Origin of the sequence: Paenibacillus thiaminolyticus (genome assembly GCF_007066085.1) — a bacterium.
Lineage (GTDB): Bacteria > Bacillota > Bacilli > Paenibacillales > Paenibacillaceae > Paenibacillus_B > Paenibacillus_B thiaminolyticus.
The window spans coordinates 2,985,920-3,004,915 of the sequence record NZ_CP041405.1; the positions used below are offsets into that span (position 1 = coordinate 2,985,920).

The 18,996-nt window shown below is 57.1% G+C and carries 1 protein-coding gene; it reads right to left on the reverse strand.

Annotated features, from left to right (window positions below; genetic code table 11):
• Positions 1–46: 46 nt before the first annotated feature.
• On the reverse strand, positions 47–18,922 hold the full coding sequence (locus FLT43_RS13460; RefSeq protein ID WP_115057818.1) for a non-ribosomal peptide synthetase: 18,876 nt from the start codon (positions 18,920–18,922) through the stop codon (positions 47–49).
• Positions 18,923–18,996: the final 74 nt, after the last annotated feature.

An 18,996-nucleotide genomic window follows, 5' to 3' on the forward strand; every position in this document is an offset into this window, starting at 1 on the left:
ATGCGTACCGAGAGAAATACGGCATACACCCAAGCCGGGTAAGGGATTAGAAAATAATATCAATGACCTCTAGCACATCTTGCTCCTGTTCGGATTGCCCGTTCAGGGAAATATCCTTCAACAGCACCGAAGGCTGTTCGCAAATTTGAGTGATGATTACGAGCAGGTCCTGAGCGAAATTGTCGATCAGATTGCGTGTGAACAACTTGGTGGCATATTCAAACTGCCCGTTCATTCCCTCATCCAGCAACGAAATGACCAAGGTAAGATCAAATTGGGAAACCGTATGCGTTTCCGGATAAGATTCGATTTGGATATCCCCGAAGCTTTGAACGTTATCTTCCTTCGTTTCCAGAGCAAACATGACATCGAATATAGGATTGCGGCTTTGATCTCGCGGTACCTGCAGCTTTTTCACAAGTTCCTCGAACGGATAATCCTGGTGGTCGTAGGCCCCCAGCATCGTTTCTTTGACTTCGTTCAAGTAAGCGAGGAAGGTCTTCTCCCCGGACGGATTATGGCGAATCGCCAAAGTGTTGACAAACATTCCGATGAGCGGCTCCAGGTCGGCATGTGTGCGGCCCGAAACCGGCGTGCCTACAATGAAGTCTTCTTGTCCCGAGTACTTGCTGAGCAGGATTGAATAGGCCGCAAATAACACCATATAAAGGGTGGCACCGTTCTCATCAGCGATGCGCTGCAAGCTGTCGGTCATCTGCTTGTCGATGCTGAAAGGCAGCACATCTCCCTCAAAACTGCGAGCGGCAGGTCTGACAAAGTCCGTAGGCAGTTCAAGCGTCGGCAGTTCGCCTTCCAGCACGTCCAGCCAGTAGGCTTCCTGACGTTTCAGCCGCTCTTTTACAGGTTCGGACTGCTGCCAAGCGGCGAATTCCTTGTATTGAATCCGAAGCGGTTCCAGAGTCTCGCCGTTATACAGGCGCAGCAGCTCTGCGACGAAGATGCCCATCGACATGCCATCCGTGACGATATGATGAATGTCCAGCATAAGCAGATGCCGTTCCGCTTCCCATTCCACTAAGCCCACACGCAGCAGCGGCGGCCGCTCCAAATCAAAGACGCGCACAAAGCCGTCTACGATGCTCTTCGTTTCACTTTCCGTCGCTTTCGTATACTCGACGGCAAACTTCAAGTCCGGATAAATCCGTTGTACCGGTTCGCCGTGGACCATTTCGAAGCCGGTTCGCAAAATTTCGTGACGAGCGATCAATCCTTTGAGCGCCGCCTCGAATTGATTCCGTTCCAAGCGCCCGACGAGAACCGTCATGCCGGACATGTTGTAGCTAAGCTCGGCGCCTTCCATCTGCTGCTGGATGTACAGCCGTTTTTGCACGGAGGAAAGCGGGTAGTAATCCCTCTTATCCAGAACCGGAATGGAGAGGTGTTCCTGCCGCTCCAATTGGCTGATCGCTTCGGCCATCGCTTCGATGGTCGAGTGCCGGAACACATCGCGCAGCGGCAGGTCCACGCTCAGCTCCTTGTGCACCTTGCTGACCAGCGTCGTCGCCCGCAGGGAGTGCCCGCCGAGGTCGAAGAAGTTGTCGTGAACGCCAATCTCCTTCGTAAGCCCCAGCACCTCCTGCCAAATACCCACCAGCTTCGTTTCCAGCTCATTGCGCGGTGCGACGTACTCCGTTCCGCTCCCTGCTTCCCCTTCCGGCGCCGGCAGCGCCTTCCGGTCAATCTTTCCGTTCGGCGTCAGAGGCAGGCGCTCCAGCTCGACGAAGTACGACGGGATCATGTATCCCGGCAACTCGCTGGCAATCGCCCGTTTCAGGTCTGCCGCCGTCAGTTCGCCATCCGTTGTGTAGTACGCACACAGCGCTTTCTGCCCGTTCGCGTCACTTCGAACCAGCACCACCGCTTCGCGCACGCCTGCCACCCGCAGCAGTTGCGACTCGATCTCGCCCATCTCAATCCGGTAGCCCCGGATTTTCGCCTGGTTGTCGATCCGGCCGATGAAGTCCACATTGCCGTCTTCCATCCACCGCGCCAAGTCTCCCGTGCGGTACAGCCGCTCGCCCGCAGCGAACGGGCTGTCTACGAACTTCTCTTCCGTCAGCTCCGGACGGTTCAGGTACCCGCGCGCCACGCCGACTCCGCCGATAACCAGCTCGCCCAGCACCCCGACCGGCACCGGGTTCAGGTGCGCGTCCACGATGTAGAATTTCGCATTCAGCCACGCTTTGCCGATCGGCACATGGCCTGTCTGCGGCAGCTTCGTCAGCTCCTCGTCGTAGAAGCTTGAGTCGATCGCCGCTTCCGTCACGCCGTATGCGTTGATGATCCGGAACAACGAGCCGAAGCGTTCCTGCAAGGTTCGGTAATCCGCCACGCTGCAGCTGTCCGAGCTCGTGATCAGCAGCTCCATCCAGCTCATATCCAGCCCCTTCTCGTGTACGTACTCCAGGAACGGCACGATCAGCGCCGGCGTGGATTCGAAGATGGTGACCCGCTCCCGCTCCATCCAGTGGTACAGACGAGACGGATCGATCCGGTCGTCCTTCGGCACGATCACCATCGTACCTCCGTTATACAGCGTCCGCGCGATATCTCCCACGAACACGTCGAACGAGAAGCTTGCGAGCTGCAGCAGCCGCACCGGGAACTGATCCAACCGGTATTCCCGCCGGTAGCCCGCCGCCGTGTTCACCAGGCTGCAGTGCTCGATCATCACGCCCTTCGGCTTGCCCGTCGTTCCTGACGTGTAGATCACGTACGCCAGATCCTCCGGAAGGGCTTCATGGAAGCTGTAGGTGTCAACATTCTGATGGGTCCCATCGCCGTCATTCACAGCATCCGTCAGCTTGCCGGAGACCATGCCGGAGCCAATCGGCGCATTCTCCCGCTCCTCGCTGTACGACGCTTCGTCGTCGAGGTACAGCACCGCCGCCAGCGCCAGCTCCTCTTCGCCGAGCCAGGCTTCGGCACGCTCTCGCAGCGCCGTTTGCGTCAGCAGCACCTTCGCTCCGCTGTCTTCAAGCATGAACCGCACGCGATCTGCCGGATAATCCGGGTCGAGCGGCACATACGCCCCGCCCGCTTTCCAGACGGCCAGCACGGCCACCAGCAAGTCCACCGAACGCTCGGCGAGAATGCCGACGATCGTCTCCCGCCCGATGCCGCTTGCGCGCAGCGTGGCCGCCAAGCGGTTCGCCCGCTCGTTCAGCTCCGCATACGTCAGCCGGTTATTCTCGTACACGATAGCTTCCGCTTCCGGCGTCAGCTCCGCCTGTTCCTCGAACAGCCGATGGAACGCGGCCGCAGGAGCCGCTTCCGGCTGCGCCGGGTTAAACGCGCCGATAATTTGCTCTTTTTCCGCCGGTGTCAAAATGCCCAGCTCGGCAATAGTCGCCGACGGGTTGCGGAGAATGGATTCAAGCAGCTGCAAGTAGTGAGCGGCTAATTTCTCCACCGTTTCGGTTTTATAAAGAGCAGTGGCGTATTCAAACAGATATTCCAAGCCTTCCTCGATCTCCGTAACGTCCAGGCTGAGATCGAATTTAGAAACAATTTCTTCGCTGGCATACGTCGACAAATGGAGTCCGGGAAGCTGGATTTCCAAATTCTCTGTATTCTGCAAAGCAAACATCGTATCGAACAGCGGATTGCGGCTTAAATCGCGAGCCACGTTTACCTTATCTACCAGTTCCTCAAACGGATAATTCTGATGTTCAAAAGCGCCCAGCGTCGTCTCCTTGATTTCCTTCAAGTAGTCAAGGAACGTCTTACCGGCAGTCGGATAACTGCGGATGGCCAGAGTATTGACGAACATCCCGATCAGCGGTTGAATGTCGCTGTGATTTCTTCCCGCAATCGGCGTACCGACCACCACATCTTCTTGACTAGTATATTTATGCAATAATATTGTATAACCAGCAAGCAGAACCATGTAAAGCGTTGCGCCGTTCTCGGCTGCAAGCCGTTTCAGACCCTCGCTTTTCTCGCTATTCATAAACAATTGCAGCGTGCGGCCCTCATAGCTCTGCATAGCCGGGCGCGGATAGTCCGTCGGCAATTCCAAAATCGGCAGATCTCCGCAGAACATGTCGAGCCAATAGGCTTCCTGCTTGACAAGCTGAGCTTTCTGCTCGTCCGATTGCTGCCATACCGCATAATCCTTGTACTGAATGCGGAGCGGCTCCAACGGCTCCCCGCTGTACAAGCGGACGAACTCGTCGATCAGTACGTCCATCGAAACGCCGTCAGATACGATATGATGCGTATCGAACATCAGAATGTGCCGGTCCGGCGCCATTTCGGCAAGGCCTACCCGCAGAAGTGGCGGCTTCGCCAGATCAAACGGACGAACGAATTGGCGCACCGTTTCTTCCGCCTGCTCCCCGCTAATCTGCACATATTCCACCTGGAAGGCGGCTTCTTCATAAATCCGCTGAACCGCTTCGCCTTTTACCATCTCAAAGCCGGTACGCAGCGTTTCATGACGAGCTACGAGCCCGCGGAACGCTTCTTCAAACCGCTGCCGGTCGAGCTCCCCTTCGAGCAGCATTGCTCCCGGTATGTTGTAGCTCAGCTCGCCACCTTCCAGCTGGTTCAAGATATAGAGACGTTTCTGAGCGGAAGATAGCGGATAATACTCGCTAGGTTCCGCAGCCGGAATAGCTGTGAACGAGCCGATCTCCAGCCACTCCATAGCCGCGGCCATTTCCTCAACCGTCGAGTAGCGGAATACGTCGCGAAGCGGGAATTCAATGCCTAGCTCCTTATGCATTTTGCTGACAAGCGTCGTCGCCCGCAGGGAGTGTCCGCCGAGGTCGAAGAAGTTATCCGTTACGCCTACCGCCTTCTCCCGAACAAGCACCTCCTGCCAAATGGCGGCCAGCTTCGCCTCCAGTTCGGTGCGTGGCGCCACGTATTCGCGGCCTCCGCCTGCTCCCCCTTCCGGTGCCGGCAGCGCCTTCCGGTCGATCTTTCCGTTCGGCGTCAAAGGCAGGCGCTCCAGCTCCACGAAGTACGACGGGATCATGTACCCCGGCAGCCCGCTGGCCATCGCCCGCTTCAGGTCCGCCGCCGTCAGGCCTTCTTCCGCTGTATAATAAGCGCACAAAGCTTTCTGACCTTCTTGATCTTCCCTGACGACAACGACCGCTTCCTTCACGCCACCTGCACTCAGCAGCTTCGCTTCGACTTCGCCCGTCTCAATCCGGTAGCCCCGGATTTTCGCCTGGTTGTCGATCCGGCCGATGAAGTCCACATTGCCGTCCTCCATCCACCGCGCCAAGTCTCCCGTGCGGTACAGCCGCTCGCCCGCGGCGAACGGACTGTCTACGAACTTCTCTTCCGTCAGCTCCGGACGGTTCAAGTACCCGCGTGCTACCCCGACTCCGCCAATGACCAGCTCGCCCAGCACCCCGACCGGCACCGGGTTCAGATGCGCGTCCACAATGTAGAATTTTGCATTCAGCCACGCTTTGCCGATCGGCACATGGCCTGTCTGCGGCAGCTTCGCCAGTTCCTCGTCGTAGAAGCTGGAGTCGATCGCCGCTTCCGTCACGCCGTAGGCGTTGATGATCCAGAACAATGAGCCGAAGCGTTCCTGCAAGGTTCGGTAATCCGCCACGCTGCAGCTGTCCGAGCTTGTAATCAACAGCTCCATCCAGCTCATATCCAGCCCCTGCTCGTGCACGTACTCCAGGAACGGCACGATCAGCGCCGGTGTCGATTCGAAGATGGTAACCTGCTCCCGCTCCATCCAGTGGTGCAGACGAGACGGATCGATCCGGTCATCCTTCGGCACAATCACCATCGTGCCTCCGTTATACAGCGTCCGCGCGATATCTCCCACGAACACGTCGAACGAGAAGCTTGCGAGCTGCAGCAGCCGCACCGGGAACTGATCCAACCGGTATTCCCGCCGGTAGCCCGCTGCCGTGTTCACCAGGCTGCGGTGCTCGATCATCACGCCTTTCGGCTTGCCCGTCGTTCCCGACGTATAGATCACATACGCCAGATCCTCCGGACGGGCTTCATGGAAGCTGCCCATGCCAACATTCTGATGGCTCTCATCGCCGTCGTCCACAGCAGCCGTCAGCTTGCCGGAGACCATGCCGGAGCCAATCGGCGCATTCGTCCGCTCCTCGCTGTACGAAGTTTCATCGTCGAGGTACAGCACCGCTGCCAGCGCCAGCTCCTCTTCGCCGAGCCAGGCTTCGGCGCGTTCTCGCAGCGGCATTTGCGTCAGCAGCACCTTCGCTCCACTGTCTTCAAGCATGAACCGCACGCGGTCTGCCGGATAATCCGGGTCGAGCGGCACATACGCCCCGCCCGCTTTCCAGACGGCCAGCACGGCCACCAGCAAGTCCACCGAACGCTCGGCGAGAATGCCGACGATCGACTCCCGGCCGATGCCGCTTGCGCGCAGCGTAGCCGCCAAGCGGTTCGCCCGCTCGTTCAGCTCCGCATACGTAAGTCGGTCGTTCTCGTACACGACGGCCTCCGCTTCCGGCGTGCGCTCCGCCTGTTCCTCGAACAGCCGGTGGAACGCGGCCGCAGGAGCCGCTTCCGGCTGCGCCGGGTTAAACGCGCCGAGAATTTGCTCTTTTTCCGCCGCCGTCAAAAACTCCAACTGATTCACGCGGATGTTCGGGTTAGCCGCAACCTTCTCCAGTGCCCGGGCGAAATGACCGTGGATCAGCCTGATGTCTTCCTCTCTGAACGTCAGCGCATTGTACGTAAACCGCAGCATAATATGCTCTTCCGGAATGACGGTAATGTCCAGGTCGTAGTTCGTTTGCTCCGGCGACTGGATATTAGCGATTTTCAGCGCTTCTTTGTCTCCGCCGACGACCTGCTCAATCTGTTCTTCCATCGGATAATTTTCAAAGACCATAATATGGTTGATCAAGTCGCGCTTTTGCTCGCTCAACGACTGAATTTCGAACAGCGGGAACGTTTCGTAAGCTCCCGATGCCAGCGCTTGATCCTGAGTTTTCCTCAAGATATCGGCTACCGTCTCCTCGGCTTTGCCTTGAATACGGACCGGGATCGTATTAATAAACAGGCCGATCATGCTTTCGATGCCCGGAATTTCCGCCGGACGCCCGGATACGACGGAGCCGAATACGACATCCTCGCTGTTGTTGTATACCTGCAGAACCAGTCCCCATACGGTCTGTATGAACGTATTGAGCGTCACCTGCTGCTGGCGCGCCACCCGCTCGATTTGCCCGGTCAGTTCCTTGCTGAGTTCCACATCGATTTCGGCCGCTTCAAAAGCGCCCTGCTTCAGCTGCGTTTTCTCCTGGGGCAGCTTGGTCTGCTGATCGTAACCCGCCAAATACTCGGACCAGTAACGCGAAGCTTTCGCGGCATCCTGAGCTTCCAGCCATTCGATATACCGGGAGTACGAGGTAACCGGAGGAAGCTCCAGCGTCCGCTTCTCCTGGAAAGCGAAGTAGGTGTCGAACACTTCCTTGATCATGAAGGACATACACCAGCCGTCCATCAAAATGTGATGGTGACTCCAGATCACATGATAGGACTCGTAGCCTGTGCGCAAAACTGTCACGCGCATAAGAGAGCCTCGGGCCAAATCGAACTTGTTCGCTTTATCCGCGCTGACGAAATCGGCTATCGTCTTCTCCGGGTCTTCATCGCTTACCGAGCGAATATCCTCGAAGTACACTTCACACTTCCGCTCGCGGAATACCACTTGAATCGGCTCGTCTCTCCAACCGGTAATAAAGTTGGTCCGCAGCGCCTCATTCCGCTGCACCAGCGTATCCAATCCTTGGGTGAAGGCTTCGACATTCAGGCTTCCATACAGATCGAAGGTCACCTGTTCGAAGTAAGCTTCCGAATCGGCATCCAGCAGGCTGTGGAACAACATCCCTTTTTGCAGCGGAGTCAGGGTGTATACATTCTCCAGTTCGCCGAGCGCCGCCGTATGTTCGGCCAGCCGCTCCAGTTCCTCCACCGTCACATCTTGAAGCAGAACGTCGCTAGGCGTAAGCTCCGGCCGCTCTTTCGATACGCAATGGCTAATGACTTCACGCAAGCTCGATTGAAGCAGGGTGCTCAGGCGCTCTACCGTTTCCCGTTTATACTGGGTTTCCCCATAACGGATCGTGAGTTCCAGCACTCCTTCCGACACCATACCGTTGATATCGAGGACATAATCCATCACTGCATTCGGGCTTGAATCGGAGCCCGGGCTGAACGGAGACGGCTGCGAGCCGCTGCTTTCGTAATCCTGGTCGAACTGACCCAAATAGTTAAAGCTGATCTCCGGCTCCAAAGCGAAACGCTCGCCGTCACGCGGCACCGATAAATAACGCAGGATGCCGTAGCCGATTCCTTTGTTCGGAATGCGGCGCAAGCTTTCTTTAACCTGTTTCATCTGATGACCGAGCGCCTGGGCATGACCCGGCTCCAGAACGATAGGGAATTGGCTTGTAAACCAGCCTACCGTGCGCGTAATGTCCACATCCGGCAAAACATCTTCCCGGCCGTGGCCTTCGAGATTCACCAGCACGCGTTCCCGGCCGCTCCAAGCTTGTACCGCGAGGCCGAGCGCGGCAAGCAGCAAATCGTTCATTTCCGTATGGTAAGCACGGTGTGCCTGCTTCAGCAGCTGTTCGGTTTCCTCCGCCGTCCAGCGAACGGTCACGAGCCCGCTGTCCTTCAGCTTGGATCTGCCTTGTTCAAAATCTTTCGGAAGCGGCTCATAGGTCAATTGCTCAATATGCTGCCAATACTCTCTCTCGCTTTCCATCGCCGGACCGTTCGCATAATCAGCGAGCTGTTTCGCCCACGTTTGGAATGAATCCGTTTTGAGGGGCAGACGGATCGGCTGCCCTTGCAGCGCCTGCTCATAGCCGGCAGCAAAATCCTCAAGCAGAATCCGCCAGGATACGCCGTCTACGACCAAGTGATGGATCGCGATGAGCAGGTGGTCGCCGTCGTCGCAGCGGAACAAGCCGAGCTTCACAAGCGGACCGTTCTCCAGATCGATGCTCGCTTGAATGTCATTCGCCTTAGCCTCTACCGCTTCTTTCACGTCGCCGACTCCCTTGAAATCGACCACTTCCAGATCGAACAGCGCTTCGTTCTCCCCGGCGCCGCGGTTCCAGACGGTATAGCCGTTCTCGGTTTCGCGGTAAACCGTACGGAGAGCATCGTGATGCACGACAAGCTGACGCACCGCTTGGCGTAAAGCTTCTTCGTCAAAGCCTTGCTTGGAGAACTGCATGAACGCCTGGTTGCTGTGATGCACGTCGGCCGGATTTTGTTCAAAGAACCAGCGCTGAATCGGGGTCAAGATGACCTCTCCCGTCACTTCGGCCTGGCTTGCCGTTCTCTCCGCCGTCTGCAGCTGCAAACTAAGGGTGGAAATCGTCGGGTAATGGAACAAATCTTTCATGACCAGCTTGTACCCCGTTTGCAAAAGACGGGACGATACCTGCAAGGCCTTGATCGAATCGCCGCCGAGCGCAAAGAAATTGTCCATCGTGCCGACCTGATCCACGCCCAGCACCGACTGCCAGACCGACGCAAGTGCTTGCTCGGCAGGAGTACGAGGCGCCGTGTATGCAGCCTCGGCACGAATGCTTCCTTCCGGCACAGGCAGCGCTTTACGGTCGATCTTCCCGTTCGGCGTAAGCGGCATTTGACCCAGGCGCATGATGCGCGAAGGCACCATATGGGAAGGCAGCGCGGCGTCCAGATGGGCCACAAGCCCTTCCAGACCGAAGCTGGAATCCGCTACGACATACCCGCACAAATATTTCTGCCCCCGCTCGTCCGTCTGATCGATGACAAGCGCTTGACGCACGCCGGCAAAATTTTGCATGGCCGCTTCAATTTCTCCAAGCTCGATCCGATAGCCGTGAATTTTCACCTGATTGTCGATCCGGCCGATGAAGTCCACGTTGCCGTCTGGCATCCAGCGCGCCAGGTCGCCCGTCCGGTACAGCCGCTCCCCAGCGACGAACGGGCTGTCTACGAATTTCTCCGCCGTCAAATCCGGGCGGTTCAAGTAACCGCGGGCCACACCCGCTCCGCCGATAATCAGCTCGCCCAACACCCCGACCGGTACCGGCTTCAGATTCGCATCCACGATGTAGAACTTGGCGTTCAGCCACGCTTTCCCGATCGGCACGCTGCCCGTCTTCGGCAGCTTCTCCAGCGGCTCGTCATAGAAGCTGGAGTCAATCGCCGCTTCCGTTACGCCGTAGCTGTTAATAATACGGAACTGCGAGCCGAAGCGCTCCTGCAAGGTGCGGTAATCCGCTACGCTGCACGCATCCGAGCTTGTGATCAGCAGCTGCATTGAGCTGAGGTCCAGACCCTCGGCATGCACATGCTCCATGAACGGCATGATCAGCGCCGGAGTCGATTCGAACACCGTCACGGCGTAGTCGCGAATCCAGCCGTAGAGGCGGGTTGGATCAATCCGGTCGTCCTTCGGCACGATGATCATGGTGCCGCCGTTGTACAGCGTCCGCGCAATGTCGCCGACGAACACGTCGAACGAGAAGCTGGCGAGCTGCAGCAGCCGGATCGGGAACTGATCCAGGCGGTAGTCCCGCCGATAGCCCGCCGCCGTGTTCACCAGGCTGCGGTGTTCCACCGCCACGCCCTTCGGACGGCCCGTCGTACCGGAGGTGTAGATGACGTAAGCCAAATCGCCCGGCTTGTTCACATTCGTCGGATTCGATGCGAGATCCGCCGCTTGTACGTTCTTCTCGGCTTCTGCCGTAGCGGACGTTTCGGCAGCAGCCTCTCCCGCCGCTCCGAGGCTGTACGTCGCGGCATCGTCAAGCGCAAGCACCGTTTGCAGCACTAGAGCTCCGTCGCTGCGCCAAGCTTCCACCTGCTCCAGCAGGCGGGTCTGCGTGAGCAGCACCGACGCCCCGCTGTCCGCGAGCATATACTCGATCCGCTCCGCCGGATAGTCCGGGTCGAGCGGCACATAAGCGCCGCCCGCTTTCCATACGCCGAGCACCCCGATCAACAGCTCCGCCGAACGGCCGGCCAGAATGCCGACCACCTGCTCCGGCTTCACCCCGCGCGCCCGCAGTGCATACGCCAGACGATTCGCTTTGGCGTTAAGCTCCGCATACGTCAGCTTGCTGTCTTCGTAGACAACCGCCAGCGCTCCAGGAGTGCGCTCCGCCTGCTCCTCGAACAGCTCGTGGAACGTCCTCTCTCTCCACGACTCATCCGCTTCCAAGCCAGTACCCTCTGCGGCGGGTTGCTTCGCAAGAGCCGAAGACGACACGTCAAACCCGACCAGCAAATCATGCTTTTCGCTGTCCGTCAAGAAATCCAAATCCGAAATCCGCGCACCTGGCTGAGCTAGGATCGACGCCAAAAGCTGCTCGTAATGACCCGCTAGCCGTACCATCGTTTCCTGTCTAAACAACGAGGTAGCGTACTCGATCTTGCAAACCAACTCGTTATCGAATTCCACAATATCTAAGCTAAGATCAAACTTCGCCGTCTTTTCCTCGATGTCGAACAGCGACCATTGCAAGCCTTCCAGGGTTAAATCCAAGCTTTCGTGCTTTTGCAAAGAAAACATGGTGTCAAACAGCGGATTCCGGCTTAAATCCCGGCTCACCTGAAGAGCTTCCACCAGTTCCTCGAACGGATAGTCCTGGTGCTCATAGGCTCCAAGCGTCGTTTCCTTCACTTCCTGCAAGTAATCCAAGAACGTCCGCTCCGCCGCCGGACCCAAGCGAAGGGCCAGTGTATTGACGAACATGCCGATAATCGGCTGTAAGTCGGCGTGAGATCGGGCGGCAATCGGAGTACCCACCACGATATCTTCCTGTCCCGCGTATTTATGAAGCAATACGGAGTACGCAGCCAGCAGAAGCATGTACAGCGTCGCCCCCGAATCGCCGGCAAGCCGTTTGAGAGCTTCGCTTTTCTCCGCGTCCAGCGTAAACATGAGCGTTTGACCGTCAAACTGCTGCACGGCCGGGCGGGAGAAGTCGAGAGGCAGCTCAAGAACCGGAAGCTCGGAGCTGAATACCCCGCGCCAGTATTCCTCCTGCCGTTTGATGCGCTGGCGCTGCTCCTCGGATTGCTGCCAAACGGCGTAATCCTTGTATTGAATCCGCAGCTCCGGCAATTCTTCCCCATTGTAAAGCCGCACGAATTCGCGCAGCAGCACGTCCATGGAAAGGCCGTCGGAACCAATATGATGAATATCCAGCGCGAGCAGGAATTTCTCTTTCTCCAGTTCGATCAGCAGGGCGCGCAGCAAAGGCGGCTGGGTCAAGTCAAAAGGCTGAATGAAGCCTTCAAGAATGGCTGCAACCTGATCTTCGCTTGCTTGAAGCTTCTCGACCTTAAAAGCTACGAGCGGATGAATACGCTGAACCGGCTCCCCATTCACAATTTCAAAACCGGTGCGCAGCATATCGTGCCGGGCCACCAAAGTAGTCAGCGCCTTTTCCACTTTGCCCTCGTTCAAAGCCCCCTCCAATTGCAAGGCGCTTGGGAGGTTGTAATTCAGCTCCGAGTCATCCAGCTGGTGCAGGACGTACAGCCTTTTTTGCGCGGAGGAAACCGGATAGTACGCTTTCTCTTCCGCTTTCGGAATCAAGCTGTGCTGCGTTTCTTCCAAGCTGGCAATAGCCCCGGCCATCGACTCTACCGTCATATAGCGGAACACATCGCGTAGCGGAAGTTCGACGTTCATTTCCTTCCGAATCTTGCTGACAAGGTTCGTCGCCCGCAAGGAGTGGCCTCCGAGCTCAAAGAAATTGTCCAGGACTCCAATGCCGGAGTAACCCAGCACTTCCTCCCAGATCTTCACAAGCTGGGACTCTGTCCGGTTACGCGGGGCTACGTATTCGACGCCCGTTTGCAAGCCGCCTTGCGGCTCCGGCAGCGCTTTGCGGTCCACTTTGCCGTTGGACGTCAGCGGCATGCGCTCCAGCTGCACGAAGTACGACGGGATCATGTACCCCGGCATTCCCTGGGCCAGCGAGGTTCTCATTTCACTGACCGTCAGCGTCCGGTCCGCCACAAAGTAGGCGACAAGCGCCTTCTCGCCCCCGCCGTCCTGACAGGCGAGCACCACCGCTTCTTCCACGCCCTCGACGTTCAGCAGCTGCGTCTCGATTTCGTCCAGCTCGATCCGGTACCCGCGGATTTTGACCTGGTGGTCGATCCGGCCCAAGTATTCGATGTTGCCGTCCGGCAGCCAAGCCGCCAAGTCGCCCGAGCGGTACAGCTTCTCCCCCTCCGCAAACGGGGAATCGACGAACTTCTCCGCCGTCAGATCCGGACGGTTCAGGTATCCTCTCGCAAGGCCTTCCCCGGCCACGTACATTTCGCCCGCTACGCCGATCGGCACAGGGCGGCGGTTTTCATCCAGGACGTACACCCTCAGCGTCGGGATCGGCTTGCCGATATTGCTCTTCGCCGCCTCCATTTCGACCCGCGTAATTTCCTTATACGTCACGTGAACCGTCGTCTCGGTAATGCCGTACATATTGATCAGCTTCGTCTCCGGGTACTTCGTCTTGAAGCCCTTGAGCAGCAGCGGACTCAGCGCTTCGCCCCCGAAGATGACGTTGCGAATCCGCAGATCGTACGGATGGTCCGCCAAGACCTCACGCAGCAGCTGGTAGAAGTACGTTGGCGTCTGGTTCAAAATCGTGACCTGTTCGCGGCCCAGCAGCGCCAGGAAATCGGCCGGATTTTTCGCCGTGAGCGGCGGTACGATGACCAGCTTGCCTCCGTACAGCAGCGCTCCGTACATTTCCCAGACGGAGAAATCGAAGCAGAACGAGTGGAACAGCGTCCACGTGTCGGACGGCCCGAAGTCGAACAGGTTCTTGTCGTTGAACAGGAGGCGCACCACGTTCTTATGCTCGATCAGCGTTCCTTTCGGTCTGCCGGTCGTTCCCGACGTGTAGATGACATAAGCCAGGTTGTCCGGCCCGGAAATCGGCTCCAGGTTCGAAGCACCCAGCGCACCTTCGGAGTCCGCCCCTCTGTCGCCCCAAACGAAATCATCCAATTCGAGACGCGTTCCTGCGAAGTCGGTCTTCTCGTGCAGATGCTTTTGAATCAGCAATAACGGCGCGCCCGAATCCTCGACCATGAAGCGGATGCGCTCCTCCGGGTAGTCGGGATCGACAGGCACGTAGGCTCCGCCCGCTTTGAGAATCGCCAGAATGCCGACGACCATATCGAGCGAGCGTTCGGCCAGAATCGCTACCAGTTGGTCTGCTTCTACTCCCGTCTCCCGCAGCTTCCGCGCAAGGCGGTTGGATCGCTCGTTCAGCTCGCGGTAGGTCAGCTGCCGCTCGTTCATGACGGCGGCCACGTTGTCCGGGTAAAGCTCCGCCTGCTCTTCGAACAAGCCTTGAATCGTCTGCTGCCGCGGGTAGCCCGCCTCCGAACCGTTGAAACCGCGCACCAGCTCGCGGATTTCCTCCTCCGTGAGCATTTCCAGCGAGGCAATATCCCCGTCCGGCGCTGCTGCGATGGTTTCTAACAGCTTGTCATAATGTTTGGCGAACCGTTCCGCGGTCTCCTGTTTATACAAAGCCGTAGCGTACTCCAACCGGCATTCGAGCTGACCGTCCAGCTCCGAAATATCCAGGAGCAGCTCGAACTTGGATGTTTGGTTTTCCAGCGGATAAAACGATTGCTCCAGCCCCTCAATGACAATTTGCTCGTTCTCCGTATTTTGCAGGGAGAAGAACGTATCAAAGAGCGGATTTCGCCCGGTCGCGCGCGGAATGTGAAGACTTTCCACCAAGTCTTCGAACAAATAATTTGGGTGTTCGAAAGCCCCGAGCGTGATGTCCTTGATTTCTTCCAGGTACGAAAGGTATGGCTTGGAACGCTCCGGACGGCTGCGAATGGCCAGCGTGTTGATAAACATCCCCACGATCGGCTGCACTTCATCCTGCGTTCTTCCGGCAATCGGCGTTCCCACGATCAGATCTTCCTGACCCGAATATTTATGCATAAGGATGGAGTAAGCCGACAGCAGCACCATGTACAGGGTCGTCCCCGTCCGTGCCGCCAGCTCTTTCAGCTTCTCCGTCCGCTCTTTCCCGATATAAAACTTCACGGTCCGGCCGTCAAAGCTTTGCACCGCTGGCCGCGGGAAGTCCGTCGGCAGCTCCAAGACCGGCAGCTCGCCCGACAACTGTTCCAGCCAGTACTCCTTCTGCGGCTGGAGCAGTTGCGCGTAAGCTTCGGAATGCTGCCAAACGGCATAATCTTTGTATTGAATGCGCAGCGGGGCCAGCTCCTCGCCCCGATACAGGCGGCTGAACTCGTCGAAGAGCAGCGCTGTCGAAATGCCGTCCGAGACGATATGGTGCATATCGAACAGCAGAATGTGGCGATCCTCGGCAACTTCGATCAGGCCGATGCGGAGAAGTGGCGGCTTGGTCAGATCAAACGGGCGATAGTAAGCTTCCACCACTTGATCCACTTCCCGCTCGCCCGCCTGGAAATAATCGACAGCAAACTCCACCTCGTCATAGATGCGCTGCACAAGCTCGCCTTGAACCTGCTCGATCCCGGTACGCAGCGTCTCATGGCGCTGAATCAGCGCCCGGAACGCGTGCTCGACGCGCATGCGATCCAGCTTGCCTTCGAGAAGAAGCGCCGCCGACATATTGTAGCTGCGCTCGGCCCCGTCAAGCTGGCGCAGGACGTACAGACGCTTTTGCTCGGATGAAACCGGATAGTACTCGGCCTCAGCCGCCTTTGTAATCTCATGCGTCTCCTGCTGCTTTAAACCGCCGATTCTTTGGGCCAGCTGTTCGATCGTGGTGTAGCGGAAAACGTCCCGCAGCGGAACCTCGACTTGCAGCTCTTTCCGAATCTTGGAAACCAGCATGGAGGCCCGCAAGGAATGACCACCCAGGTCAAAGAAATCGTCTTGGACTCCAACTCGCGCAATACCCAGCACCTGCTGCCACATGAGAGCAAGTCTTGTTTCCAGCGTTGTGCGAGGAGCCACATACTCACGGCCTGATTCTACCTCTCCGGCCGGTTCAGGCAGCGCTTTGCGGTCAATTTTGCCGTTCGGAGTAAGTGGAAGCTTATCAAGAGACACCAGCCGGGCCGGGACCATATGGGCCGGCAGCTCTTGCTTCAATTGGGACAGCAGATCGCTCAGCTGCAAGGAAGTATCCGCCGCCACGTAGCCGCACAAATACTTTTGCCCCTGCTCATCCGTACGGTCGGTCACCACAGCCTGCTTGACGCCCGGGAAACGCAGCAGGGCCGTTTCAATTTCGCCGAGTTCGATCCGGAACCCGCGAATTTTCACCTGATAGTCGATCCGGCCGATGAAGTCGACGTTGCCGTCTTCTAGCCAGCGGGCCAAATCGCCTGTCCGGTACAGACGTTCGCCCGGCACAAACGGGCTGTCCGCAAACTTCTCGGCGGTTAGGTCCGGACGGTTCCAGTACCCGCGCGCCACCCCGGCGCCGCCGATGACAAGCTCGCCCGGAACCCCTACAGGAACCGGCTTTAACGCGGCATCGACAATGTAAAACCGGGCGTTCAGCCAAGCTTTGCCGATCGGCACATGACCCGACGGCGGCAGCTTATCCAGCGGCTCATCGTAAAAGCTGCTGTCAATGGCCGCTTCGGTAACGCCATAGCTGTTGATGATGCGGAATTGTCCACCGAATCTTTCCTGCAGCAACCGGTAATCGGTGACACTGCAAGCATCTGAGCTCGTAATCAGCAACCGCATGGAGCTGACGTCCAGCCCTTCTTCATAAATATGCTGCATGAACGGCAGGATGAGCGCAGGCGTCGATTCGAATACCGTAATGTCTTGCTCCCGAATCCAGCCGTATAAGCGGTTCGGATCAATCCGGTCATCCTTCGGCACAATCACCATCGTGCCTCCGTTATACAGCGTCCGCGCGATGTCTCCGACGAACACGTCAAACGAGAAGCTGGCCAGCTGCAGCAGCCGCACCGGGAACTGATCCAAGCGGTACTCGCGACGGTACGCATCCGCCGTATTCACGAGACTGCCGTGCTCGATCATGACGCCTTTCGGGCGTCCCGTCGTACCCGAGGTGTAAATCACATAAGCCAAGTCTTGCTGGGCACTATCGGCAGATTCAAATTCCACGGCTAAGGCATCCCTGTTATAAATCTGTTCATCGTCCATGGCATAGACAGCTTGAAGCTTCAGCCGGTCATCGGCCAACCAACCTCCGGCCCGCCCCAACAGATGACGCTGCGTAAGCAACACCGATGCTTCGCTATCGCTGAGCATGTATTCAATCCGCTCCGCCGGATAGTCGGGGTCCAGCGGTACATAGGCTCCGCCTGCTTTCCAAACGGCGAGCACCCCGACCAGCAGTTCCACCGAACGCTCCGCCCAGATCCCCGTAATCGTCTCCCTTCCCACGCCCTGTTCACGAAGGAGATAAGCCAGCCGCTCAGCGCGTTCGTTCAATTCGCCGTAGGTCAGCTGTTTGTCCATGTAGACGACTGCCGGATGATCCGGAATTTCCCGGGCCAACTTTTCAACATACCGATGAAACGCTTCTCCCTCGCTCAGCCCTGCCACAGGCGGGTTAAACACGCCCAGAATGCGGTGTCTCTCCTCATCGCTCAGCAGAGAAATCTCGCGTACTGGCAGTTCGGGAGTCTGAAGAAACTGGTCCAGAACAGTTACATACTGTTCCATAATCCGATCAATCTCGGCCGTCTCGAACAGGCCGGTACGATAGGAAGCATGGAGAATGACATGGCCTTCATTCAGCATATGGTCGAAGCGCAGCAGCAAATCGTCCATCTCATGCCTAGCGAAGTGAGCCTCCAGGCGTACTTTGATTTCTTCATACTCCACGATTTTCAAAGGCAGATATTCCAGAGACGTGCGGAACAGCCCCGAAAGATCGTTGCGGCCGTGTTGTTCGCGTAAATCCTGGATCAATTGGTTATAAGGGTATTTCTGATACCGCAGATCCGCCGTATTTTCCTTGGAAACCGTTTGGATCAAGGAGAGCACGTGCCCGTCTGGATTCAGACGAATCCGCGTGGCCACGGTGCTGACGAACATGCCGATCGTTTCTTTTTCCTTCTTGCTGGTGCGATTGGCGAAAACCGTGCCGACCGGAATATCGGTGCTGTCGGTCAGCTTGTACAATAAGGCGTACATGGCGGACAGAAATAACGTATATATGCTGACCTGATATTGTTCGCTGAAGGCCAGAATGCGTTCATACCGGGAACCGTCCAAAGTGATGGAAAGTTTATTGGATTCGCTGCCGATCGCGAATGGCGGATACGATTTAATGCCGGTCGTTTCAGGCAAAGTGCTGTACTTCGTCAGCCAGTATTCCTTGCCTTTTTGATAACGCTGCGATTGCTCATATTCACGTTCTGCGGAAATATAATCCAGATAGGAAGGGGCCTGGTAACTGCTGGAGATGCCTTTGCGCAGTTCCAGGTATTTTTCCATCACCGCATGCAGCAAGGCAGTGACGGACAAACCGTCGGCGATAATATGATTTATCGTCAAATTGAGCCATACCTGGCCGTTCGCAAAATGGATAATCGTAAATTGGTGGAGGTATTCGTCAAACACGCTGGCCGGTTTTTCGCTTACTTCTTTCACCCAAGCATAGAATTGTTCGGTTGTGCCTATTACGAGGCGGCTTATCCTGGCTTGGACATTCTCTGGTTCTTCGAACCACTGCGTTGGATTTTGCAAATCCCCGCTAATGCGGATTCGGAAAGCGTCATAGGTTTTGACGATCTGTGCCGCCGCTTGCTCCAGAAGCTGTGTGTCGATCTTGCCCGTAATCTGGTAGGTCGCAGAAAGCATCGTGATGGACGTGCCCGGATTCATAATTTCCATGAACCATATCCGGCGCTGGGCTTGCGTTAATCCATATTGCTCGTTGGTATTCACTTTCACATCGACACCCTCCCGGTTTAGAGATTCTTTATAGATAGGCTTTGTACCTAGGAAGCCGCCCACCGTAAAGCGGG